This window comes from Rhizobium sp. 05L419, assembly GCF_056397845.1.
The window spans coordinates 150,734-175,098 of the sequence record NZ_JBFTOF010000002.1 but is presented as its reverse complement, the minus strand read 5'-3'; the positions used below and the strand labels follow the sequence as shown (position 1 = coordinate 175,098).

The window sequence follows — 24,365 nt, the reverse complement described above, 5'->3', positions numbered from 1 at the left end:
CCATCTAGGCCCTGCGGCTGAAGACTTCAACCAGGCAGGAAAAGAGAACCATCTATTGCGCGCTCTGATCCCACCATGCCGGCAGCTGGTAGCCATAGAGCGGTACGGCATCGGGATGGCCGATGCGCTTGCTGCGCGCAACCCACTGCTTGTCGACATGATAAAGCGGCAGCACATAGTGGCCGGAGAGCAGCATCCGGTCGTGTGAGCGTACGGCGGCGGTAAAGTCCTCCGCCGAGCGGGCGGTCAGGATATGCTGGATCAGCGTATCGACGTCTGGATCGGCTACGCCGGCGAAATTGTCCGTGCCCTCGCGATCCTTCGATGCGGCCGACCAGCGGCCAAGCTGTTCAATGCCGGGAGACAGAGACGAGGTATAGGATTTGACGATCACGTCGTAGTCGAAGCTGTTGGTCCGGCTCTGATACTGCGAATCGTCCACGGTACGGATCGAAGCCGTGATGCCAAGCTGATTGAGCGAACGTTGGTAGGATACGGCAAGCTTCTCCTGGTCGGCGTTCTGGGTCATGATCTCGAAGGCGAGGGGCCTGCCATTGGCATCGCTCATCTTGCCATTCTGGATCGTGTATCCGGCCTCTCTGAGAAGTGCGACTGCCTGCTTCAGGACAGTGCGATCCCTGCCGGAGCCGTCCGTAACGGGCAGCCTGTAGTTGCCGTCCAGAATGGCCGGATCGATCCTGTCCTTGATCGGACCGAGCAGTTTCAACTCTCGGTCGTCTGCCGGAACGCCGAAGCTCGACAGGTCGGAATTCTGCCAGAAGCTCTGGGTTCTAATGTAAGCACTCGAGAACAAATTCTTGTTCGCCCATTCGAAGTCGAAGATGAGCGACAGGCCTTCGCGCAGCTTTTGATTGCCGAAGACGGGCCGACGCGTATTGAAGACAAAGCCGAACATGCCGCTGGGCAGCTTTGGCTCGAACACGTCCTTCACGACGTTGCCGGATGAAACCGCTGGAAAATTGTAGGCGTTCGCCCAATGGCCCGGGCTGCCGTCCGGATAGAGATCCACATCGCCCTTCTTGAAGGCCTCGAACAGCGTCGTATCCTGCAGGAAATACTGCACGGTGACCTGGTCGTAGTTGTCCAGTCCCACCTTGACGGGAATGTCCTTGGCCCAGTAGTTCGGGTTGCGTTCGAAGGTTATGCTCTCGCCCGGCTTCAACGATTTGATTTTATAGGGGCCGGAGCCGATCGGCGGCACGAGCGTCGACCGATCGAACGTTTCAGGGTCGATCGCATGTTTCGGCAGGATCGGCGTAGAGCCGGCCAGTATCAGCGGAAACTCCCGGTCTGCCTTTTCGTTGAACGTAAATCGAACGCTGTTATCGCCCACCTTCTCCATCTTGTCGACGGCGTTGAGGCGGTTGCTGAACGGAACGCGTCCCTTTTCCTTCAGAATATTAAAGGAGAAGATAACGTCATCCGGCGTCACCGGTTCGCCGTCCGACCACCTGGCCGCAGGATTGAGATTGAACTGGATGTAGGTTCGGTCATCGTCCCATTCAACAGACTGGGCCAGCAGTCCGTAGAGCGCAAAAGGCTCGTCGCGCGAACGCGCCATCAGCGTTTCGTAGACGAAGTTGCCGTATTCCGGATCCCACATGCCGCGTGCGGTCGTGCGCATGCTTTTCAGAATGAAGGGATTGAGGCTGTCGAACGTACCGACCACGCCATAGGCGATCTTGCCGCCCTTCTTTACATCGGGATTGACGTAAGGGAGGTGCTTGAAATCAGCGGGCAGTGCCGGTTCGCCGTGCATTGCGATACCGTGCACGGGTTCAGCCAGTGCTGCGCCGCAAAACAGGGTGAAGACGATAGGCAGAACGATCCGGAGCATCCTTGAAATCCCTTCCGGAAGACAGCACGATTCGATAAAACAGTAGCATGCGGCGGGCCCAATTCACCATCCGCAGCGAATTCTTTCGAGCGACCTCGAAAACGCCAAAGAAATACTGGATATCTGCGGCGGCGCAATGTAACAGGGGAACCCGAAGTCGGGGGGTCATGCATTTGCCTCATTGTTTTAAGAGGTGGAGTGCAAACAACCCTGTTGGTGAGGATGGCATACCCGCTGTCCCAATGGGATACCAGGAGACGGAATTCGTTATGATGCTCAACTCTGAAAAGAAAACCCGGGCAGCCCTGTCCGTTCTGGCAGTGATGCTCGGCGCCGCAGCGGCTCCGGCGTCTTCTTTCGCCCAGGACGCCAACGCTCCAGCTCAGGCTGCCGGCGCTCCTCGCCTCGGTTGGTACAAGACCTGCAGCAAACAGGAAGACAATGATGTGTGCGTCGTTCAGAACGTTGTTCTGGCCGGTGGCGGGCAGCTCGTCACAGGCGTTGGCCTGATTAGCGTTTCTGGCAAGATCAACAACAAGAGCCTGCAGGTTTCGGTTCCGCCGGCACGCCTGATCCCTCCGGGCATCATGATGCAGATCGATGGCGGCAAGGGCCAGAAGATCGATTACCTGATGTGCATGCCGGATCGTTGCGTTGCGCAGGTCCAGCTGACAGACGCCATGGTCGCGAGCCTCAAGAAGGGCACGGATCTGGTTCTCACTTCGATCAACTTCCGCCGCGCGCCAAACCCGATCAAGATTTCGCTTGAAGGCTTTACGGGCGCGTTCGACGGCGAGGCGGTTTCCGCTTCCAAGCTCGCAGAAAGCCAGAAGAGCCTGCAGGACAGCATGCAGAAGAAGGCTGACGAAGCTCGCAAGAAGCTCGAAGACGCCCAGAAGGCTGCCAAGGCTCAGTAACATCGAAGCCCGATGGAAATCATGGAAACCCGGCCCTGTGCCGGGTTTTTCAATTGTTTGCAGACAGAGAAAAACCCCGCTTGGGAGCGGGGTTTCAAAGCCGGGCCGGACACTTAGTGGGTCAGGTTCATCTTGGGTTTAAACTGTCCCGTCGGTGCCATATCGAAAATCTGATAGACTTGCTCGTTGCGAAGCGGGACGCCGCTTTCGTCGTTGACAAGGTTCTGCTCGGATACGTAGGCGACATATTCATTCTCGTCATTTTCGGCGAGCAGGTGATAGAAGGGCTGGTCTTTGCTTGGGCGCACTTCGGCGGGGATAGAGTTCCACCATTCTTCCGTGTTCGCGAATTCCGGATCGACATCGAAGATGACGCCGCGAAACGGAAATACCTTGTGCCGAACCACTTCGCCGATACTGAACTTAGCTAGTCTTTCTTTCATGGTACGACTTCCTTTCATCACCCAATTTGGTGATTGGCCTCGCCCGAATCAAGATTTGTGCGAGATCTCGTCACATGAATGTCACATCGGCCAACCGGCGTAGGCGACATCGTGCAGGCAGGAAAGCCCCGGCCTTATGACCGGGGCTCTCGGATTCTGCGTTATGCAGAATAGTACATGTCGTACTCAACCGGATGCGGCGTCATGTCGAAGCGCATGACTTCGGCCATCTTCAGTTCGATGAACGAGTCGATCTGGTCGTCGTCGAAAACACCGCCGGCGGTGAGGAATTTGCGGTCCTTGTCGAGGCTTTCGAGTGCCTCGCGCAGCGAGCCGCAGACCGTCGGAATCTTCTTCAGTTCCTTCGGCGGCAGATCGTAAAGATCCTTATCCATGGCCTTGCCCGGATGGATCTTGTTCTTGATGCCGTCGAGGCCGGCCATCAGCATCGCCGCGAAGGCGAGGTAGGGGTTTGCCATCGGGTCAGGGAAGCGGACTTCGACGCGCTTGGCCTTCGGGTTGGTGCCGAAGGGAATGCGGCAGGAAGCCGAGCGGTTGCGAGCCGAATAGGCGAGCAGCACTGGTGCTTCATAGCCTGGGACGAGGCGCTTGTAGGAGTTCGTCGATGGGTTGGTGAATGCGTTCAGTGCCTTGGCGTGCTTGATGATGCCGCCGATGTAGTAGAGGCACGATTCAGACAGGCCGGCGTACTCGTCGCCCGCGAAGGTCGGCTTGCCGCCCTTCCAGATCGACTGGTGGACGTGCATGCCCGAGCCGTTGTCGCCGAAGATCGGCTTCGGCATGAAGGTTGCCGTCTTGCCATAGGCATTGGCGACCTGGTGCACCACGTACTTGTAGATCTGCATCTTATCGGCGTTGCGGACGAGCGTGTCGAACTTGATGCCGAGCTCGTGCTGGGCGGCAGCCACTTCGTGGTGGTGCTTTTCGACGACGACGCCCATTTCGGACAGAACCGTCAGCATTTCCGAACGCATGTCCTGGCAGCTGTCGATCGGCGGAACCGGGAAGTAGCCGCCCTTGACGCGCGGGCGGTGGCCAAGGTTGCCGGTCTCGTATTCGGTGTCGTCGTTCGACGGCAGTTCGGTCGAGTCGAGCTTGAAGCCGGTGTTGTAGGGGTCGGCCTTGTAGCGAACGTCGTCGAAGATGAAGAATTCGGCTTCCGGGCCAACGAAAATTGTGTCGCCGATGCCCGATGCTTTAAGATAGGCTTCCGCCTTCTTCGCGGTGCCGCGCGGATCGCGGTTGTAGGCTTCGCCCGAGACCGGATCGAGAATGTCGCAGAGAATGACCATGGTGGACTGCGCGAAGAACGGATCCATATGAACCGTCTCGGTGTCCGGCATCAGCACCATGTCGGATTCGTTGATGGCCTTCCAGCCGCCGATCGAAGAACCGTCGAACATGACGCCATCGGCGAACATGTCTTCATCGACGCAGACCACATCCATCGTAACGTGCTGCAGCTTGCCCTTGGGGTCGGTGAAGCGCAGGTCGACGAACTTGACGTCGTTGTCTTTGATTTGCTTAAGAATTTCGCTTGCGGTCGCCATTAAATAGTTCCTTTATTTGAGATGACGATACGTCGGGCTAGATGGCATCGACGCCGGTTTCGCCGGTGCGGATACGAATAACCTCTTCGATATTTGATACAAAAATCTTGCCGTCACCAATACGGCCGGTTTGCGCGGCCTTGCGGATCGCGTCGATGACAGCTTCCGCATTTTCGTCGGCGAGGACGACTTCCACCTTTACCTTCGGCAGGAAATCAACGACGTATTCGGCGCCCCGGTATAGTTCCGTGTGGCCTTTCTGGCGACCGAAGCCCTTCGCTTCCGTGACTGTAATACCCTGCAGGCCAACTTCCTGAAGGGCTTCCTTCACTTCGTCGAGCTTGAAGGGCTTAATGATCGCTTCGATCTTTTTCATGAGAAAATGACTCTCCGCTTCTCCCGTTATAGCAGGCTCATACCCGCTCGCCGGTATGATGCAGTTATCGTGCCAGTTGGAAAGCGGAATCTTGCCGGAAATGGCCAGAAGATGCGCAAAAGTCTATGATTTCATGAGGTTTCCACGCGGATTCAGCCGGAAATGACTAAAATGTGTCGCCAGAAGCTTCAATTTAGATTGAACTGTCGAATATTCACAGTCTCTGAATAAGTGTTCACTCAACCCTTGCGAGGGTAGAAAATATGCAACTGACTAAAAAATAGCCGCTTTGTTTTTCAAGGAAGTGGTTGTTATTTAGGCTGCTTCTGGTTGAATGAGGGAATGATCGAAAGCCTTTCCGCCCTCCTTCTTTCGCCAGCTGAAATGGCTGCCGTCGATGCGGCTGCAGCTGCATCCGGCATCGGCAGTTTTGCGCTCATGCAGCGTGCCGGGTCGAGCGTGGCGGCCACGCTTCTTCTCCACCATCCCGGCGCTGTCCGCGTGGTCGTATTCTGCGGTCCGGGCAACAATGGTGGGGACGGCTATGTGGCGGCGCGCTGCCTGGCCGAGAGTGGCGTGCGCGTTGACGTCTTCCATCTGGGCGATCCTGCGACGCTCAAAGGAGACGCAGCGCATGCGCGCGCGCTCCTGATGTTACCGAGCCTGCCTATCGAGGATTATCGCCCGGAGGCCGGAGACGTGGTGATCGACGCCTTGTTCGGGGCCGGCCTGACGCGCGACGTGCCGCAAGCGGTCGCTCACCTCGCCGCGCGCGCTGCCGGGGCTGGCATACCGGTGCTTGCCGTGGATCTGCCCTCCGGCATCGACGGACGGACGGGGAGGGTTCTGGGTGCTGCTTTTCAGGCCGAACGGACCATTACCTTCATGACGCGCAAACCCGGCCACCTGCTGTTGCCGGGCCGGGAGCTTTGCGGCAGCGTGGAGGTGTTCGATATCGGCATACCGGAGCGGATCGTCCGCTCCGAAGCAAGAGGAGGGATCGCCGAGAACGGGCCGGTTCACTGGGCGCAGGTGTTGCAGTCGCCGGATCAGCAAACGCACAAGTACAAGCGCGGCCATTTGGTGGTGTTTTCTGGAGATGCCACCAAGACCGGAGCCGCGCGAATGTCGGCAATGGCCGGCCTGAAGGCGGGGGCTGGTCTTGTGACGATCGCCTCGTCGAACGAGGCGGTGGCAGAAAATGCGGCCCATCTGACTGCGGTCATGATGCATGTGGTCGACAGCGATGCCGACCTCCTCGGCTGGCTGAAGGACGAACGGCTGCAGACCTTCGTTCTTGGACCGGGCTTTGGAGCGGGTGCAAAGGCACGCAGTTTTGTCGCGGCGCTTCGACAGCGTCACCTTGTTCTAGATGCCGATGGGATCTCATCGTTTCGCGACGATCCGGCGGAATTGTTCGCCCTCTTCGCGAAAGGGGAGACCCGGCTTGTCCTGACGCCGCATGAAGGCGAATTCCGCCGTCTCTTTCCCGATATTGCCGACGACGAGACGATGGGTAAGGTCGACAAGGCGCAGGCGGCCGCACGCCGCGCCAACGCCGCGATCGTCTACAAGGGAGCCGATACCGTCATCGCTTCGCCGGACGGGCGCGCGCTGATCAATACCAACGCGCCGATCTGGCTTGCAACAGCCGGATCCGGCGACGTGCTTGCCGGCATTATCGGAGCGCTGATAGCGCAGGGAATTCCGGCCTTCGAGGCTGCGGCAGCCGGTGTCTATCTGCATGGCGAAGCCGGGATGCGCGCGGGCAAAGGTCTGACGGCGCAAGACCTTGTATCGTGCGTTTTACCGCCCTGACGCAGACGCCGCGGAGACCTCTTCCTGCAAGGCGATCGCGCCGAACGGTGCGTTGATTTTTCCTTCGTGAATCATGAAGGCAAAGACATCGCGAGGCTGCTCGCTCACCTCTCGTGGTTCGTCGATCAAAGGCAGGTCGCTGGGCACCTTGCCCTCGGCCCAGGTTTCAAGACGCTTCGCCCAGGCCGCAAGGTCGCTAGGCGGATAGCATGACCTGATGTCGTCAGAGCCCTTTTGCAGCCGCGCGTAGACGAAATCCGCGGTGACGTCGGCAATCATCGGATAATCGAAATGCTCGGCGCAGACCGGCGCCACGCCATATTTAGCAAGCAGGGCCACGAACTCCGGGACCTTGAAGGAGTCGTGGCGTACTTCGACCACGTGCTTCAGAGGAAGGCTGTCCTGTTTGTGCGGCAACAGCTTCAGAAAGGCCTCGAAATCATCCGGATCGAATTTCTTGGTCGGCGCGAATTGCCAAAGGATCGGACCAAGATGATGCCCGAGCTCCGTCAACCCCTGCGTCAGAAAGCGCTCCATCGATTCGCCGGCTTCCGCCAGCACCCGCCGGTTGGTTACGAAGCGGCTGGCCTTCAGCGAGAAAATGAACCCTTCCGGCACGTCGGCGGCCCATTTTGCGAAGGTCTCCGGCTTCTGCGAACTGTAGTAGGTCCCGTTGATCTCGATGACCTTTAGCTGGCGGCTCGCATAATGCAGTTCATCTTTCTGCTTCAAATCGCCGGGGTAGAAATGATCCCGCCACGGCTCGAAGGTCCAGCCGCCGATACCGACTCGAATGTTGCCGGATTTTGTCATTGAGTTCCTCCTCCGATTAGTCAGCGCTTCCACCTTGGCCAGCTCACTCAGGCCTCAGGTTCATTCCGCCGCCGCGACGGCTTTCCTCACCGGACGCCGTTCCAACAGCTCTTTGAGGAACTGGCCGGTGTAGGAACGCGTCTCCCTGACGATCGCCTCCGGCGTGCCGACCGCGACGATTTCGCCACCGCCGTCGCCACCTTCCGGACCGAAGTCGAGGATCCAGTCGGCGGTCTTGATGACTTCGAGGTTATGCTCGATCACCACCACGGAGTTGCCCTGGTTGACGAGTTCCTGAAGCATTTCCAGCAGCTTGGCCACGTCATGGAAATGCAGTCCGGTCGTCGGCTCGTCCAGGATATAGAGCGTACGGCCGGTCGAGCGCTTCGACAATTCCTTGGCGAGCTTGACGCGCTGCGCCTCGCCGCCCGAGAGGGTATTCGCCTGCTGCCCGACTTTGATGTAGCCGAGACCGACGTCCTTCAGGGCCTGCAGCTTGTCACGAACAGCCGGAACCGCAGCGAAGAAATCAACGCCTTCCTCGACCGTCATGTCGAGCACGTCGGCGATCGACTTCTGCTTGAAGGTCACATCCAGCGTTTCGCGGTTGTAGCGCTTGCCGTGGCAGACGTCGCAGGTGACGTAGACATCCGGCAGGAAGTGCATCTCGATCTTGATGACGCCGTCGCCCTGGCAGGCCTCGCAGCGTCCGCCCTTGACGTTGAAGGAGAAACGGCCCGGCTGGTAGCCGCGCGCCTTTGCTTCCGGCAGACCGGCGAACCAGTCGCGGATCGGTGTGAAGGCACCCGTATAGGTTGCCGGGTTGGACCGTGGCGTACGGCCGATCGGCGACTGGTCGATATCGATCACCTTGTCGATATGTTCGAACCCGTCGATGCGGTCGTGATCGGCCGGGTTTTCGCGCGCTCCCATGACGCGACGAGCGGCGGATTTGTAGAGCGTTTCGATGAGGAAAGTGGACTTGCCGCCACCTGAAACACCGGTAACAGCGGTGAAGACGCCAAGCGGGATGGACGCCGTGACATTTTTCAGGTTGTTGCCGCGCGCGCCGACCACCTTGATCTCTCTACCCTTCTTGGGCTTGCGCCGCTCGTCGGGAACCGGAACGCCGAGTTCGCCGGAGAGATACTTGCCGGTCAGCGACTTCGGGTTTGCCATGATGTCCTGCGGGGTACCATGGGCGATCACCTGACCGCCATGGATGCCGGCCGCCGGACCGATGTCGACCACATCGTCCGCCGTCAGGATCGCATCCTCGTCATGCTCGACAACGATGACCGTGTTGCCGATATCGCGCAGGTGCTTCAACGTGTCGAGTAGCCGGGCATTGTCCCGCTGGTGCAGGCCGATCGAAGGCTCGTCGAGGACGTACAAGACGCCGGTCAGACCCGATCCAATCTGGGAGGCGAGACGAATACGCTGGCTTTCGCCGCCAGACAGAGTTCCCGAATTGCGCGAGAGGCTGAGATAGTCGAGGCCAACATCGTTGAGGAAGCGCAGGCGTTCACGGATTTCCTTCAGAATACGAACGGCGATTTCGTTCTGCTTGGCCGTGAAGGTCTGCGGCAGCGTTTCGAACCAGTCGCGGGCAACGCGGATCGACATCTGGGTCACCTGGCCGATATGCAGCGTGTTGATCTTCACCGCAAGGGCTTCCGGCTTCAGGCGGAAGCCGTTGCAGGACGGGCAGGGTGCTGCCGACATGTAGCGTTCAATCTCCTCGCGCGCCCAGGCGGAGTCCGTCTCCTTCCAGCGGCGCTCGAGATTGGTGATGATGCCCTCGAAGTTCTTATGCGTCGTGTATGAGCGCGCACCGTCGGCGTAGTGAAATTCGATCTTCTCGTCCGTGCCGTTGAGGATGACGTCCCGCGCGTTCTCGGAAAGATCGCTCCAGCGGGCTCCGAGCTTGAAGCCGTAGTGCTTGCCGAGGGCTTCGAGCGTCTGATTGTAATAGGGCGACGACGACTTGGCCCACGGCGCGATCGCGCCGTCGCGGAGTGTCCGCTCTGTCTCCGGCACGATCAGGTTTGCATCGATCTTCTGCTGCGCGCCAAGGCCGTCGCATGTCGGGCAGGCGCCGGCTGGATTGTTGAAGGAGAAGAGCCGCGGCTCGATTTCCGGAATGGTGAAGCCGGAGACCGGGCAGGCGAACTTTTCCGAGAACAGGACGCGCTCGTGGGTTTCGTTGAGCGACTTGTTGGCAGAGCCGCCGGCTGCCGTTTCCTCTGGCGGCAGCGGCTTGTCGGCGAACTCGGCAACGGCGAGGCCGTCGGCAAGCTTCAGGGACGTCTCAAGGCTGTCGGCGAGGCGCGCCGAGACGTCAGCGCGCACGACGATGCGATCGACCACAACGTCGATGTCATGCTTGTACTTCTTGTCGAGCGTTGGGGCCTCTGCGATTTCGTAGAACTGGCCGTCCACCTTGACGCGCTGGAAGCCCTTTTTCATGAGCTCCGCAAGTTCCTTCTTGTACTCGCCCTTACGTCCGCGAACCAGCGGCGCCAGGATATAGAGACGCGTGCCCTCCTCAAAATCGAGAATGCGATCGACCATCTGGCTGACAGTCTGGCTCTCGATCGGCAGGCCGGTTGCCGGCGAATAGGGAACGCCGACGCGCGCAAAAAGCAGGCGCATGTAATCGTAGATTTCCGTCACGGTACCAACCGTCGAGCGCGGATTGCGCGAGGTCGTCTTCTGCTCGATGGAGATTGCCGGCGACAGCCCGTCGATCTGGTCTACGTCGGGCTTCTGCATCATCTCCAGGAATTGTCGCGCATAGGCCGAAAGACTCTCGACGTAGCGCCGTTGTCCCTCCGCGTAGATGGTGTCGAAAGCCAGCGAGGACTTGCCCGAACCGGACAGCCCCGTCATGACGATCAGCTTGTTGCGCGGCAGATCGAGGTCGATGCCCTTTAGATTGTGYTCACGCGCGCCGCGGATGGAAATCGTCTTCAATTCGCTCATCGTCTTCTGCTTCTGTGCTGGAACAAGCCCCTTATTTAGTGATGCCGGCGGGCGAGTCGAGGCTGAATGTCCATATGGGTGCAAGGTTTTCGATTCGGTTGACAGGATCATAGGGATAAACTAGAACAAATAAAGAACAAAATTCCTTGTGGATGAACCTGCCATAGGCGCCCATTGCGCGCTCTCTATGGTTTAAGGTGCATCGATTGTTTCAAGCGCCGCCGGGCAGGGCGGCAGGTAGGGTGAGAAGTATGGCTGGTAGCGTAAACAAGGTCATTTTGATCGGAAACGTGGGTGCAGACCCCGAAATTCGTCGTACGCAGGACGGCCGGCCGATCGCCAATCTGCGTATTGCGACGTCTGAAACCTGGCGCGACCGAAATTCCGGCGAGCGCCGGGAAAAGACAGAGTGGCATACCGTCGTCGTCTTCAACGAAGGCCTCTGCAAGGTCGTCGAGCAGTATGTGAAGAAGGGCGCCAAGCTCTATATCGAAGGTGCGCTACAGACCCGCAAGTGGCAGGATCAGCAGGGCCAGGACCGCTATTCGACGGAAGTCGTGCTGCAGGGCTTCGGTTCCACGCTGACAATGCTTGATGGCCGTGGCGAAGGCGGCGGTGCAAGCTCGGGTTCCGGCTTCGGCGGTGGTCGTGGCGGCGGCAGCGATTTCGGTGGCGGCGACGATTATGGTGCTCCGTCGCAGTCGTCCGGCCGCAGCGCTGGTGGCAGTGGCAGTGGCAGTGGCAGTGGCGGCAACTTCTCGCGCGATCTCGACGACGACATTCCGTTTTGATCGCGAGATCCGTCCGGACGTTTTTGACGGCGCACCTCGGGTGCGCCGTTTTGATTTGGGGTGTCAGCCAGCCGGAGCCAGGTTCATCACGGACTTGACTCCGTCGACCACGAACTGGGTCGCAAGTGCCGCCAGTATGACGCCGAGCAGCCGCGTCAGGATCGCGCGGCCCGTGACGCCGAGGAAACGGTCGACCCGGTCGGCGATGAGCAGAGCGAGAAGCAGCAGCAGCAGGCTTGCGGCGATGACGATGATCAGTTGCGCCCGTTCCAACGAGCCCTGCATCGAACCTGATATCAAGATGGTCGCCGAAATTGCACCCGGGCCGGATATCAGCGGAATTGCCAGTGGAAAGACGGAGATATTGTGGATGTGGTCGACGGTGATTGCCGTCGTGCTCGTCTTCTCCTTGCGGTCCTGCCGCTTCTCGAAAACCATCTCAAACGCGATCCAGAAGAGCAGTAGGCCGCCGGCGATACGGAAGGCGCCGATCGAGATGCCGAGCACACCGAGGACGCTCGCGCCGAAAAGGGCGAAAACGGCAAGAATGATGAAAGCGATGATCGTGCCGCGCATGGCGACCTGCTTTCGCTGGCCGCGGCTCATTCCGACGGTCAGCCCGAGAAATATCGGCGCCAGACCCGGCGGATCGATAGTGACGAGCAACGTCGTGAAGGCATTGATGAGTTGGTCGGCGCTTGCCATCGTCTCTCCATGAGCCCATATAGCGGCTCGGTGTCAGGCGATTGTGATGCGGGGAAATCAATTTTGCAAATAGCCCTGCTCGGATAGCGTGAATGCCGCTCCAAAAGGCTTGATTTGCCCTCGTTTGACTGCAAAAGCCTGTTCAAAACCCCTGCCAAAATTGGCGTATCAACAGCCTTTACGCTATAAATCTTCAAGTGATTCTAGAAGAGATCGTGATCCGTTTTGACTGAGCAAACACCCCCCGGCGGCGGGAAGCTCCCGCCAGGCATTGAGCCCATCTCCATTATGGAGGAAATGCAGCGGTCGTATCTCGATTACGCGATGAGCGTCATCGTCAGCCGCGCGCTTCCTGATGTGCGCGACGGCCTGAAGCCCGTACATCGGCGTATCCTCTACGGCATGTCCGAGCTCGGCATCGACTGGAACAAGAAGTACGTCAAATGTGCCCGTGTTACCGGTGACGTGATGGGTAAATTCCATCCGCACGGCAACTCAGCGATTTACGACGCGCTTGCCCGCATGGCGCAGGATTGGTCTCTTCGTCTGCCGCTGATCGACGGCCAGGGCAACTTCGGTTCCGTCGACGGCGACCCGCCGGCGGCTGAACGTTATACCGAATGCCGTCTGGAAAAGGCCGCGCATTCGTTGCTCGACGATCTCGACAAGGAAACGGTCGATTTTCGCGACAACTATGACGGCACCCTCTCGGAGCCTGTCGTCGTTCCCGCGAAATTCCCCAACCTCCTGGTCAACGGAGCGGGCGGTATCGCCGTCGGCATGGCGACGAACATTCCGCCGCATAATCTGGCTGAAGTGATCGACGGCTGCATCGCGCTGATCGAAAATCCCGCGATCGAACTGCCTGACATCATGCAGATCATTCCGGGACCTGACTTCCCGACTGGCGCCAAGATCCTCGGCCGCGCCGGCATCCGCTCGGCCTATGAGACCGGCCGTGGTTCGGTCATCATGCGCGGCGTTGCCGCTATCGAGCCGATGCGCGGCGATCGAGAACAGATCATCATCACCGAAATTCCATTTCAGGTGAACAAGTCGACGATGATCGAGAAGATGGCCGAACTTGTGCGCGACAAGCGCATCGAGGGCATCTCGGACTTGCGCGACGAATCCGACCGGCAGGGTTATCGCGTCGTCGTCGAGCTGAAGCGCGATGCCAACGCGGAAGTTATCCTGAACCAGCTTTATCGCTACACGCCCTTGCAGACCTCCTTCGGTTGCAACATGGTAGCCCTGAACGGCGGCAAGCCGGAGCAGCTGACGCTGCTCGACATGCTGCGTGCTTTTGTCTTCTTCCGCGAGGAAGTCGTTAGTCGCCGAACAAAATTCCTGCTGCGCAAGGCACGAGAACGCGCTCACGTCTTGGTGGGCCTCGCGATTGCGGTCGCCAATATCGACGAGGTCATCCGGGTTATCCGGCAGGCGCCGGATCCGCAGACGGCGCGCGAGCAGCTGATGACGCGTCGCTGGCCTGCGTCTGACGTCGAGAGCCTGATCCGCCTGATCGATGACCCCCGTCATCGCATCAACGAGGACATGACCTACAACCTCTCGGAAGAGCAGGCGCGGGCGATCCTCGAACTGCGCCTCGCTCGCCTGACGGCGCTTGGCCGCGACGAAATCGGCGACGAACTCAACAAGATCGGCGAAGAGATCAAGGACTACCTCGACATCCTGTCTTCGCGCCTGCGCATCCAGACGATCGTGAAGAGCGAACTGACGGCCGTTCGCGATGAATTCGGCACGCCGCGCCGCACCGAGATCCTCGACGGCGGTCTCGAGATGGACGATGAAGACCTCATCGCCCGCGAGGACATGGTCGTTACCGTTTCTCATCTCGGCTATATCAAGCGCGTGCCTCTGACGACCTATCGCGCCCAGCGCCGCGGCGGCAAGGGCCGCTCGGGCATGACGACAAGAGACGAGGATTTTGTTAGTCAGCTATTCGTTTTGAACACGCACACGCCGGTTCTCTTCTTCTCATCGCGCGGCATCGTCTACAAGGAGAAGGTCTATCGCCTTCCGATCGGCACGCCGACATCGCGCGGCAAGGCGCTGATCAATATGCTGCCGCTGGAACCCGGCGAACGCATCACGACGATCCTGCCGTTGCCTGAGGACGAGGACAGTTGGGACAAGCTCGACGTCATGTTCTCGACGACGCGCGGCACGGTTCGCCGCAACAAGCTGTCCGACTTCGTCCAGGTCAACCGAAACGGCAAGATTGCGATGAAGCTCGAGGAGGAGGGTGACGAAATCCTTTCCGTCGAGACCTGCACCGAACATGACGACGTCCTGCTGACGACGGCGTTCGGTCAGTGCATCCGCTTTGCCGTCGACGAAGTGCGTGTTTTCGCCGGCCGTAATTCGATCGGTGTGCGCGGCATCAATCTTGGCGACAACGACCGGATCATCTCGATGACAATCGTCGGCCATGTGGATGCTGAGCCATGGGAGCGGGCGGCCTACCTGAAGCGGACGGCAACCGAACGCCGCCTGGCGACGGGCGATGCGGAGGAAATTTCTCTGGTCGGCGAGGAAGTTACCGAAGAAGGGCAACTCAGCGACGAGCGCTACGAGGAACTCAAGGCGCGCGAACAGTTCGTTCTGACGGTATCCGAGAAGGGCTACGGCAAGCGCTCGTCTTCCTACGACTTCCGGATCTCCGGTCGTGGCGGCAAGGGCATTCGCGCCACCGACACGTCGAAAACCGGCGAAATCGGCGAGCTTGTGGCGGCGTTCCCGGTCGATGACGGTGACCAGATCATGCTGGTTTCCGACGGCGGGCAGCTGATCCGCGTACCGGTAGGCGGCATCCGCATTGCCAGCCGCGCAACAAAGGGCGTTACGATCTTCTCGACGGCCAAGGACGAGAAAGTCGTCTCCGTCGAACGCATCAGCGAGCCTGAAGAAGACGTGGAAGACGTCGTTGAGAACGGCGATGACACGCCGGCGAATGGCGACGATGTCACGGCTGCTGCTGGCGACGGCGCTCCCGAAACGGAAGCTTGATATAGGGCAGACGGCGTCCGTCAGCCCTGATTGAAACAACGAAAACGAACCAGCCTGGGTTAGATCCGACGGATTTGATCCAGGCTTTTTTATGCGCTTGGCGTGGGTGACCGATCTATTGTCCGGGCACATTGCCAACGGGCGTCCAGCCGCATATGCGCTCTGCCAAGGCACCTGTAGTGGCAGGAAGCCGTTGCGCATTGCCACAACGACGTCGGCACGGCGTCAGCATGGTGCAGGCTCCGGCCGCCTGCTAGTTCACACGAAACTGAAAGGTGGGATCTGCACCGGGCCGCAGACGTTGCGACTGGCGTGGACAGAAGCTCCAGGAGCCGATCTCTCCTCGCGCAGACCGCTGCGTTGATGCACCGCTTCAGGCTTGCGGGTGTCGCGCGCGGATCAACGCACGACTGTCTCTGTCGCCTGCACAATAAAGGCCGCATCGTTTCCGATGCGGCCTCTTGAAGTAATCTCGGCAATTCCTGCCGGGGCTTAGGCAGGGCTTTCTCCGCAGTTCCTCAGTTCAGGCGACCCGCTGCGTGCGCGAGCATGGTGTAAACCTTCCCGGTGTCGGATGTGAGATAGGATTGGGTGATGGTCTTGTCTCGGTCCGTACGGGCAACGTCGGCAAGCAGCTTCTCGAAGTCGGCGATATAGCGGCTGACGGCGGTGCGGAATTCCGGCTCGCGATCGTATTTGTGCTTGATCTCGTCGAAGGTCTGCTGGCCCTTCAGCGTGTAGAGCCTGCGCGTGAAGACGTCACGTTCGCCACGCTGGTACCGCCGCCACAAATCGACGGACGCATCGTGATCGATCGCGCGGGCAATATCGACGGAGAGGGAGTTCAGGGATTCAACGACGTGGCGCGGATTGCGGTTGTCGGTTGTGCGCTGCGCGGCCGGTGTCGGCGCAGGTGCTTCGGGCCGCGCCGCCGGTTGACGCGCAGGCGCTTCTTCCGGAGCTTCGTCACGCGAAGCGCCACGCAGCAGGTCGCTGATCCATCCCCCGGAGGCCTGTGTCGAAGCCGGTGCGACGGCCTGCGCGAGTTGCTGTGGTGCGGGGACGGAAGCAGGTGGCGTCAGCGTTCCACGCAGGCCGAAGCCTTCGATCGCCGAGGTGGGGATCGAGGCGGAGGCCGGCGGGGGGGCCGGTGCCACGGCAGGTGCCGGTTGCTGTGCCTGCTGCGCGATGGCTGGTTGCGTCGGGCGCGGGGCAGGCTGGGCCTGTGGCACGGGCTCGGAAACTTCCAGCTGCTGTGTGGAGCGGCCAACGATGTGGGAAATGTCTTGTAGCGCCTTGATCTGCTCCGACACGGCGCGGCGCATCGCGGCAGCACTTTCCTTTGCCTCTTCCGGAAGATCGAAGGCGCCGCGCTTCAATTCGCTGCGCGTCATATCGAGTTCCTTGCGGATATCGCCAGCAGAGCGGCGAATTTCCTCGGTGGCACCGGAGAAGCGCGACACGGCTTCATCGACTGCCTCACGCAGCGACTCTCGCATCTGCTGTGCCGCGCCATCCGATACGCGGCCTGCTTCGCCGAACATGCGCTCGACATCCGAAAGGGACGCCGTCAGGCCGCCGCGAAGGCGATTGGCAAGGTCGCCGGAGCGGCGCTCAGCGTTGCTGAAGGTGTTGTCGATCGTCGAATTGGCGTCTTCGCTTGCCTTGGCGACGGCGCTGCGCATCGTCTCGGCGGCTTCGGTCGCACGCTTCTCCGCTTCCGAGAGGGTGGTGCCGATATCGGCGAACGAGGACTGGATACCCTGTCGCAGGTTGCCGCTGATCTGGCTCGAGCGCTGCTCGGCGCGCTCGAAAGCGGATTCGACCATACCGCCAAGGGCGCGCATCGTCTTTTCAATTTCCTCCGAGCGCTGGACTAGGCCGACTGAGAGGTTCTGCAGCGCAGACTCGCGGTCTTCCAATGTCGAGACGAGGTTCGACTGTGCGGCGGCAAGCAGGCCTGATGCCTGGCCGAGCACCTTCGAGTGTTCGTCGAAACGCCCGATGATGCTACCGACCTGAGCGAGCGTCTGCCCCGATATATCCGACAGACGATCCACCTTGCCTTCGAGAAGGCGGGTCGATGCGGATACCATGTCCGCGGCCCTGGATGCGGATTCGGTGAAACGAGATGTCGTGTCGCCGAGACGGCCGTCGACGGCCGTCAGATCTTCGGCGGCGCGGCTCATCATCTGGCCCATCGCCGCGCTGTTGTCCGACAGGCGCTCTATCAATCTGTTGACGTTGGACAACAGGCTGCTCTCCATCGCGTCGACCGCCGAGGCGGCGCGCTCCGTGCGGGCCGCGATCGCGTCGATCAATGCCGCATTCTCCGTGCGCAGGAGTTCCGCGCCCTGCTGAGTTGCGGCAACGATCTGGGAAGCCGCCTCCTTGCCGGTCTCCGCATAGCGGTCGATCAGCGGGCGGGCGGTTTCGTCGATGATGCGCGACAGTTCCGAGGTACGCCCGGCGAGCATCGAATTGAGCTCGCGGCTGCGATCGTCAAGCGAAGCGCGGATCGAATTTCCACGTGCTTCGAGTGCACGGTCGACCTCCGCCATGGTGGAGGCGATTTCCTGGCTCGCGGTCGAGATTGTCGTACGAATGTCCGTGCCGTGGCTCTCGAAGGTCGCCTGCGCGTCGCTCAGGGCATGCGAGATGGCGCCGACCTGGCCGCTGACGAGCGTCTCAGCTTCGGCGACCTTGTTGATGATTGCGTTTCCGGCTTCCGAGAAGGTTTGCGCAACGGCCGCTGCCTGGCCGGCAAGCCGGTTTTGCGCTTCGGAGACGCGGCTGACGATCTGCTCGGAGCGCGCCTCCATGGTGCGGGCGAATTCACTGCTTCTTGAATCAAGCCCTTCGGCGAACTGTTGGCCGGTCTGGCTGAGGCTGGCGGCGGCACGCATCGCTTCGTCGTCCATGCCTTGGGTTGTGTCGGCGACTGCGCTTCGAAGCGATGCGGCCAGACCTGCTGCCTTGCCCTCGATGGTGCGGTTCACGGCGTCGAGGCCGACGGTCAGCGCGCGGTCCATCGTCGACAGACGCTCGTCGAGATGCGCGGTGCCGCGATCCAATGCGTCGCCGATGTTCGTCGTGCGCGCATCGAGCCCTGCGGTGAGATTGGCGGCGCGGTTGTCGATCTCCGAAGCCAGATTGCGCGTCCGGCCATCGATCGTCTCTGCGAGTTTCGAAACACTGCTGTCGAGTGCTGCTGCGATACGGCCAGATGCTTCGTCACCGAGCATGCCGAGCCGGGAAACGCCGCTGGAGAGCGTTGCGGACAGTCGCTCGCCTGCAGCATCGACTTCCAGCGCTACGCCGCCGACGCCGTCGCGGATGCGGTTCTCGAGTGTGGCCAGGCCAGCCTCGACGCGCGAGCCGGTCTCGGCGAAGCGACCAGTCATGCTGTCTATCGAATGGTCGAGATTGGCGGCGAAGCTTTCGGTGGAGCGCGAGATCTCGCTCGCTGCATCCTGGAACCGGCCGGCAATGTGACCTGTACTGTCGCGAAGGCGTTCTTCCAGCGCCCGTGCGCTAGTGTCGATCGTCGAGCGCAGAGACGCCTCTCGATCCTCGAGCGCCATTTCGAGCATGCTCACACTCGTCGCGAACGATGCCCCGATTGTCGTTGTCTGGTCGGCAAGTGTGTCGTTGACGTGGGCATGCGCCTCGTTGAGCGTGAGGGCAATCGCCTGCGTGCGGTCGTCGAGCGTTGCTCGGATGCGATCATGAGCAGAGCCCAGTCCATCTTCGATACGCGCCGCAACATTGCCCGTCAAAGCCTCGAAGCGATCTGCGGCGGCGGCAAGGCCGCCCTCGATACGATGAGCGGCAGCGCCGGTCACGAGGTCGATACGGTCGGTGCCGCTGGTGAGGGTGCCGGCGAGTGTGGAAGCGTGATCGGTCAGAGCGCGATCGAGGCGGTCCTGGTTCTCGGTGTAGGCGTTGCGGATTTCCTCAGCCTTGTCAGTGAAGGCACCGGCAACGCGCGCTTCAGCACCCGCGACCGAATCGAGCAATGCATTGGTGCGGGCTTCGAGCGCTTCATCGAAGCTGTTCTGGCTGTCGCTGAAGGAGATTGCCAGCGACATAGCCTTCTCGGCAAGGGTGTCCGCCAGGCGATCATGGACCGTCGCGATGGAATTGGTGATCGAATTTGCACGATGGGCGAGCGTGTCTTCGATCCGGTTGTGTCCCTCGCTGAGAGAGGCGGCCAACGCGGAGGCACGCTGGTCGAGCGTATGCGCGATGCGGTCATGCCCGCCGGTCAGCGAGCTTGAAATGCTGTCCGCGTGGTGGCCGAGCGTGCCCTCCAGACGGGCATGGCCCTCGTTGAGAGAGATGGCAAGCGCCATCGTCCTTTCGTCGAGGGCGTCGGCGAGCTTTTCCTGGCCGCTTGCGAGAGAGCCTGTCATCGCTTCCGCATGTTGGCCCAGCGTGTCGGCCAGCCTGCTCTGGCTCTCCTCAAGTGAAATGGCCAACGCCTTCGCCTTCTCGTCAAGCGTTTCCGCAAGACGGTCGTGGCCCGTCCCGATCGAACTGGTAATCGCGTCGACCCGAGTTGCGAGCGTTTCTTCGAAGCGGCTCTGGCTTTCGTTCAGCGAAATCGCCAACGCCATTGCCTTGTCGTCCAGCGTATCCGCCAGGCGCTCATGGCTGCCCGTTACGGCTTCGATGATCGCTTCCGACCGGCTTGCCAATGTGCTCTCAAATCGGCTGTGGTTGTCCGACAGAGCTTCCACAAGAGCTCCGCTGCGTGCCGACATGACGCCGTCGATTCGCTCATGGGCGGAATCGAGGGCGTGCGTGATGTCCTCGGCGCGCTTCGAGATCGTCAGGTTCAGATCGTCGGCGCGACCGAAGGCCGAGGTGATCTGGTCCGTGCCTGCGGAAACGGCAGTGCTCAATTCCGAGGTTGCCGACAGCAGCGTATCGCGGAATTCGGCGGAGCGGGCCGACAGATTGTTGTGCAGCTCTGACGTGCCGGACGCCAGCGCCAGCGAGATTTCAGAGGTCGCGTGGGCGAGCGCGGAGGTCAGCTCCGTCGTGCGGGCACCGATGGCGCCGGCGACTTCCTCGACCTTTCCGGAGAGAGTGCTCTCGAGAACCTCGTGGCCCGTAGACAGGGCAGTGGTCAGCGCGAAAGATTGATCGGTCAGCGAAGAGCCTATACGCTCGATACTCGAGCTCAAGATGCCGTTCAGCGATTCAGATCCTCCGGTCAGCGTATCGTTGATCCGATTGAGGCTTTCCATGAGCTTGCTGTCGAGCGAGCCGGCACGCTTGTCAAAGGCATTGGTGAATTCTGCGACGCGGTCGTCGAACGAGGTGGAAAGCTGCGCGACGGTTGCCTGAAGCCTTTCGTCGAAGAAGCCCGAGCGCAGGTCAAGATCCATGATCGTGTCGTCGACGCTCGACTGGAGGCTCTGCCGGAATGTGGTGCCGCGTTCGTCGAGGGCGTTGTTGAGCTTTGCGAGCACGTCGTCCAGCGTGGTGCTGATGGTGCGTTCGCCACCGGTCAGGCTCTCATTGATATCGCGGGTGCGTGCGATGAGGATTTCGTTCAGCTGGCGCGCGCGGTCATTCAGGGCCGAGTTGAGCTTTTCGGCATTGCTGTCCATGGTAGACGCGCGGGTCTCGAACTGGCTCAGGATATGGTCGCCGCGATCGCTCAGGGTGGAGGTCAGCGATTCCAGCCGCGTATCGAATTCATTCGTCAATGCGAATCCGGAAGAGGTCAACGTCTGGAGCAGCGAGTCGGTCTTGGCAGCAAGGAGCGTTCCCAGAGACTGGATGGCGGATTCCGACTTTTCGGTAATCGTCGCGGCGCGCGTGTCGATCATCGAGGCGAAAGCTTCGCCAGAGGTCGCGAGGCGAACGGCAATTTCTTCGGTGGCGAGAGACAGGTCTTCGCGGAGTTGATCGTGGACGCCGACGATCGAGGTGCGAATGCGTTCGGCGTGGTTGACGATCGCCTCGCGTTCCGAGCCCAACTCGTGGACGAGACCGCGCACCCTCAACTCGTTGTCGGCGTAGCTGCGTTCGAGCGCGTTCACCTCGGAGTGCACAAGCGTTTCGAGCTCGGAGGCGCGTGCGATCGTGCGCTCTATGCCCTCGTTCATCGCCGAAACCTCGCGGCGAACGGCCTGACCGACGGTCATGATGCGCTCGGAGGCGATGGTCTCCGGTTCAGACAGGCGAAGTGCCACTTCAGCCATGGAGCGCGCAGCGTTGCGCATATCCTGAGCGCGCGACATCATGATCGCGAACGCGTAGAAGAGGAGGACGGGGACGATGATGCCAACGATACCCGCGATCACGCCGGGTAGTGCAACCAGATCGGCGAACGAGCGAATTTGCCAGATCTGCGGCGAATAGAGCAGAGCCATCAGGCCAAGGCCACCGACAATCCATAGGAGTGAAACGACGGTTGCGTTGCGGACTGCCGGACGGGTCGAGCCGCCGTCCAGTGATTTCAGCAGCGAGGCCGGGGTCACCCGGTTGGCATCGTTGGCAGCAAAGGCTGGCGCGCGCGATCCCTGTTCGGAGGCGCGGGGCGCTGCTGCGCTACCGCGCCTGCGCTTTTGTTCGTCCTGGCTCTGCTGACTGCGCGTGCTTGGCTTTTCGGACACTGGTGCCTCCGGGGCGTCGGGCATTTTACCTTTAAGAGACGGCGTATTATCGTCCTCGAAGTCGATCTGAAGGGCCTCGTCCAATGCCTTGAACGCCTTGTCCTCGATCGATTCGTTGTACTTGTTATTCGCCATTCCGTTACGCCTCGTTACATCTCAGCCGGTTCATCACTTATCCGGGCTTCCGCCAAGCCTGGACCAAACCTTCGCCTCTGAACCTATCCGGCCAGCCATTGCGATCGGATAAGCATATCATTTCAGAGTGGATAGCTGCTTTTTCATACAGACGGTATCAAAACACTACCATTATCCAGTTGGCGAGCAAAGGTATCTGCCACAGAGCTCGCCCAGTCGTACCGTAGTGACACATCCGGGCCTGCTAGACAATTAACGGCTTCGGTCAAATCGCTGGATATTAACGGTTGATTAATGCTTCCTGCCGAAGTGCCGCCCTTAAAAACCAAGGCTTTAGGAATGTTTAACGGATGTTAACCATAACCCGAGAAATCCGCCCTGAATGCGCCCGAATTTAACGCGATTGCCACGGCGCCCCCGCACCATCAATGCAATAGCGGGATTACGACGGAGAAATGGCATGGCAGCAGTCAGTATTGCGTTCGCAGCGCCCGATAATTGCAAGGGACCAGCTCCTTCGCAACAGCGGCCGGTTGATCTTGTCCACCTCGCAAACCAGACGATGGGCGACAAGGCGCTGGAACTGGAGGTCCTGCAGATGTTTGCCCGGCAGGCGCGGGCCTGCCTTCACGAAATATCCTCGGGTGACGTTAAGGCCGTGGCGTCGGCTGCACATCGGCTCAAAGGTGCGGCTAGCGCCGTGGGCGCATTCCGGGTGTCGCAGGCGGCCGAAGCGCTTGAAGGCAATTGCGGCGACGCAGCCAACATGGCGGCGGTCGGTGTCGCGGTCATTGAGGCCGAGAATTTCATTCTGAAACTCTGCCGCTGATCGTCACAGTCGCAGGCGGATGGTGTGCCCGCTGGTCCGTGCCGGAGCAGCGGGTCTTTTTATGCGTGCCTGAGTGACGCATTTTGACAAGCGTGTCGCTTCCCGATCTGGAATGAATTGGGCAACGGCCGTCGATGTTGACTGCCTCGCCGATTTGTTGGAAGTAAAATCCAGACCCTCCCACTGAAGATTACCGGAAATCACCATGCCCAAACTGACCATTGTCGCTTTCGACGGCACGCGCTTCGATCTTGATGTCGATCAAGGATCGACCGTCATGGAAAATGCCGTGCGCAATTCTGTGCCGGGCATCGAAGCGGAATGCGGCGGCGCATGTGCTTGCGCGACCTGTCACGTCTACATCGACGAGGAATGGACCGAGCGCGTTGGCCCTCCCGAAGCCATGGAGGAGGATATGCTGGATTTCGCGTTCGACGTCCGTCCGACATCGCGCCTTTCCTGTCAGATCCGCATGAAGGTCGCACTCGACGGTCTGACGGTTCACGTACCCGAGCGCCAGGCCTGATCGGCGGACAAAAAAAGCCTCGCTGGCCGAGAGACAAGCGAGGCGAGGTAGGCGCATTACCTACGGAAGAGGGAGGACCATCCGCGGCTTCGCAACGCGCCAGGAGAACCCAGGAACGAAAGCTCGGGCTAACGGAGCTGAACTTTCGAATGTCTGAATATTAGCGCGTTGTGTTTCATTTAGCTAGGGTGAGAAATAACCAGTAAATCGCTGGGGCGTGGTGAGTTTCGCACAGTTTTCATTGTGCGGCTAAACATCCACAGTCGTTTTTCGCTGGAGAATCAGCTATTTTGCGCCGCCTGATGTTTTGAGCCGATTGTTGAGCAAGCGAATCATTCGCTTCTGAAAGTTCACGGCCTCGACCTGGTCGAATCGCGCCTGCAAGCGGTCATGCTCTTCGATCGCGCGATTCGAAACCTCAGTCACAAGTTCCTGCATTCGATCGCAAGTCGCCTGCGGCGGCAAGGCGAGTATCTCTTGCTCCATCGCTCTCGCTTGAGCCTTGGCAATCTGCGCATGGCGCTCTTCGTGCCGTTTGATGTCACTCGACAGCGCGTCCCAGATCATCGAGAGCTGCTTGCTTGCGCCCTTGCGTTTATTCCAGCGCGGCAGGATGATGTTGGTATGGACAGTGACGCGGGCGCTGCGCACGCGGCAACGTCCGCCTTCCTGCACGTAGGTGGCGTCGCCGCCAAAGCGGATCTTTGTCGCTCCGGGGTGGCGGGCAGATGATCCGCTGGCCGTCGGTCCGCGGGTGCTCAGTTGCTCGTCGAGTTCGTCCGCCGTTTTGCCCTTGATATCAAAATAGGAATAGCTCTTTGTCGCGACGACGCCTGCGGCGGCTGGGCCGGCACCTAAAGCCATGGAAAGTGCAAGGAGGAGGGACATATAACGCGGCACGGACAGCATTCTGCAAACACTCATGTTGAAGTT

Annotated in this window: 15 protein-coding genes; 6 read left to right on the top strand and 9 right to left on the bottom strand. The window is 60.2% G+C overall.

The features are described 5' to 3' along the window. Window positions 1-52 precede the first annotated feature (52 nt). Window positions 53-1,858, bottom strand: coding sequence for an extracellular solute-binding protein (locus AC1DMK_RS03190; RefSeq protein WP_477857071.1), 1,806 nt, complete (start codon window positions 1,856-1,858; stop codon window positions 53-55). 269 nt (window positions 1,859-2,127) lie between these two features. Between AC1DMK_RS03190 and AC1DMK_RS03185 the strand changes: the two genes are divergently transcribed. Beyond that, window positions 2,128-2,775: an invasion associated locus B family protein gene (locus AC1DMK_RS03185; protein WP_037061373.1), complete on the top strand. Its 648-nt coding sequence runs from the start codon at window positions 2,128-2,130 to the stop codon at window positions 2,773-2,775. Between the two features lie 113 nt (window positions 2,776-2,888). Here the strand turns inward: AC1DMK_RS03185 and hspQ are convergent, their stop codons facing one another. The 3 genes from hspQ to AC1DMK_RS03170 form a co-directional block, all read right to left on the bottom strand. After that, the gene (gene hspQ / locus AC1DMK_RS03180) at window positions 2,889-3,218 is read right to left on the bottom strand and encodes a heat shock protein HspQ (RefSeq protein WP_037061240.1); all 330 of its coding nucleotides are present in this window, start codon (window positions 3,216-3,218) and stop codon (window positions 2,889-2,891) included. A gap of 161 nt (window positions 3,219-3,379) precedes the next feature. Further along, window positions 3,380-4,789 (bottom strand): type I glutamate--ammonia ligase, encoded by a 1,410-nt coding sequence (glnA, locus tag AC1DMK_RS03175; protein WP_037061241.1) that lies wholly within the window; start codon window positions 4,787-4,789, stop codon window positions 3,380-3,382. Window positions 4,790-4,826: 37 nt separating this feature from the next. Continuing rightward, entirely contained in the window at window positions 4,827-5,165 is a 339-nt protein-coding gene (locus tag AC1DMK_RS03170; protein ID WP_018900556.1) for a P-II family nitrogen regulator, read from the bottom strand. A 342-nt stretch (window positions 5,166-5,507) separates the two neighbouring features. Between AC1DMK_RS03170 and AC1DMK_RS03165 the strand changes: the two genes are divergently transcribed. Further along, window positions 5,508-6,983, top strand: coding sequence for an NAD(P)H-hydrate dehydratase (locus tag AC1DMK_RS03165; RefSeq protein ID WP_477857069.1), 1,476 nt, complete (start codon window positions 5,508-5,510; stop codon window positions 6,981-6,983). On the opposite strand, the gene AC1DMK_RS03160 is transcribed toward AC1DMK_RS03165, so the two are convergent. Then, on the bottom strand, window positions 6,972-7,796 hold the full coding sequence (locus AC1DMK_RS03160) for a DUF72 domain-containing protein (RefSeq protein ID WP_477857067.1): 825 nt from the start codon (window positions 7,794-7,796) through the stop codon (window positions 6,972-6,974). The genes AC1DMK_RS03165 and AC1DMK_RS03160 overlap by 12 nt on opposite strands. A 60-nt stretch (window positions 7,797-7,856) precedes the next feature. Continuing rightward, window positions 7,857-10,781 (bottom strand): excinuclease ABC subunit UvrA, encoded by a 2,925-nt coding sequence (uvrA, locus tag AC1DMK_RS03155; RefSeq protein ID WP_477857065.1) that lies wholly within the window; start codon window positions 10,779-10,781, stop codon window positions 7,857-7,859. A gap of 251 nt (window positions 10,782-11,032) precedes the next feature. On the opposite strand from uvrA, the gene AC1DMK_RS03150 reads away from it, so the two are divergent. Next, complete coding sequence (locus AC1DMK_RS03150) at window positions 11,033-11,572, top strand: single-stranded DNA-binding protein (RefSeq protein WP_037061252.1); 540 nt, start codon at window positions 11,033-11,035, stop codon at window positions 11,570-11,572. 63 nt (window positions 11,573-11,635) lie between these two features. Here AC1DMK_RS03150 and AC1DMK_RS03145 read toward each other — a convergent pair whose 3' ends face one another. Then, window positions 11,636-12,277 carry a MarC family protein gene (locus AC1DMK_RS03145; RefSeq protein ID WP_477857063.1) on the bottom strand — a complete coding sequence of 214 codons (642 nt, stop codon included), beginning with the start codon at window positions 12,275-12,277 and terminating at the stop codon, window positions 11,636-11,638. A 225-nt stretch (window positions 12,278-12,502) separates the two neighbouring features. Between AC1DMK_RS03145 and gyrA the strand changes: the two genes are divergently transcribed. Beyond that, window positions 12,503-15,310 carry a DNA gyrase subunit A gene (gyrA, locus tag AC1DMK_RS03140; RefSeq protein WP_477857062.1) on the top strand — a complete coding sequence of 936 codons (2,808 nt, stop codon included), beginning with the start codon at window positions 12,503-12,505 and terminating at the stop codon, window positions 15,308-15,310. A 518-nt stretch (window positions 15,311-15,828) separates the two neighbouring features. Here gyrA and AC1DMK_RS03135 read toward each other — a convergent pair. After that, window positions 15,829-22,077, bottom strand: coding sequence for an apolipoprotein A-IV repeat region-like domain-containing protein (locus AC1DMK_RS03135; protein WP_477857061.1), 6,249 nt, complete (start codon window positions 22,075-22,077; stop codon window positions 15,829-15,831). Between the two features lie 460 nt (window positions 22,078-22,537). On the opposite strand from AC1DMK_RS03135, the gene AC1DMK_RS03130 reads away from it, so the two are divergent. Together AC1DMK_RS03130 and AC1DMK_RS03125 are read left to right on the top strand one after the other, a co-directional pair. Beyond that, entirely contained in the window at window positions 22,538-22,906 is a 369-nt protein-coding gene (locus tag AC1DMK_RS03130; RefSeq protein ID WP_037061260.1) for an Hpt domain-containing protein, read from the top strand. Window positions 22,907-23,111: 205 nt separating this feature from the next. Next, the gene (locus AC1DMK_RS03125) at window positions 23,112-23,432 is read left to right on the top strand and encodes a 2Fe-2S iron-sulfur cluster-binding protein (RefSeq protein ID WP_037061262.1); all 321 of its coding nucleotides are present in this window, start codon (window positions 23,112-23,114) and stop codon (window positions 23,430-23,432) included. A 285-nt stretch (window positions 23,433-23,717) separates the two neighbouring features. Here the strand turns inward: AC1DMK_RS03125 and AC1DMK_RS03120 are convergent, their stop codons facing one another. Further along, on the bottom strand, window positions 23,718-24,341 hold the full coding sequence (locus tag AC1DMK_RS03120; RefSeq protein WP_037061264.1) for a DUF922 domain-containing protein: 624 nt from the start codon (window positions 24,339-24,341) through the stop codon (window positions 23,718-23,720). Between the last annotated feature and the right edge of the window lie 24 nt (window positions 24,342-24,365).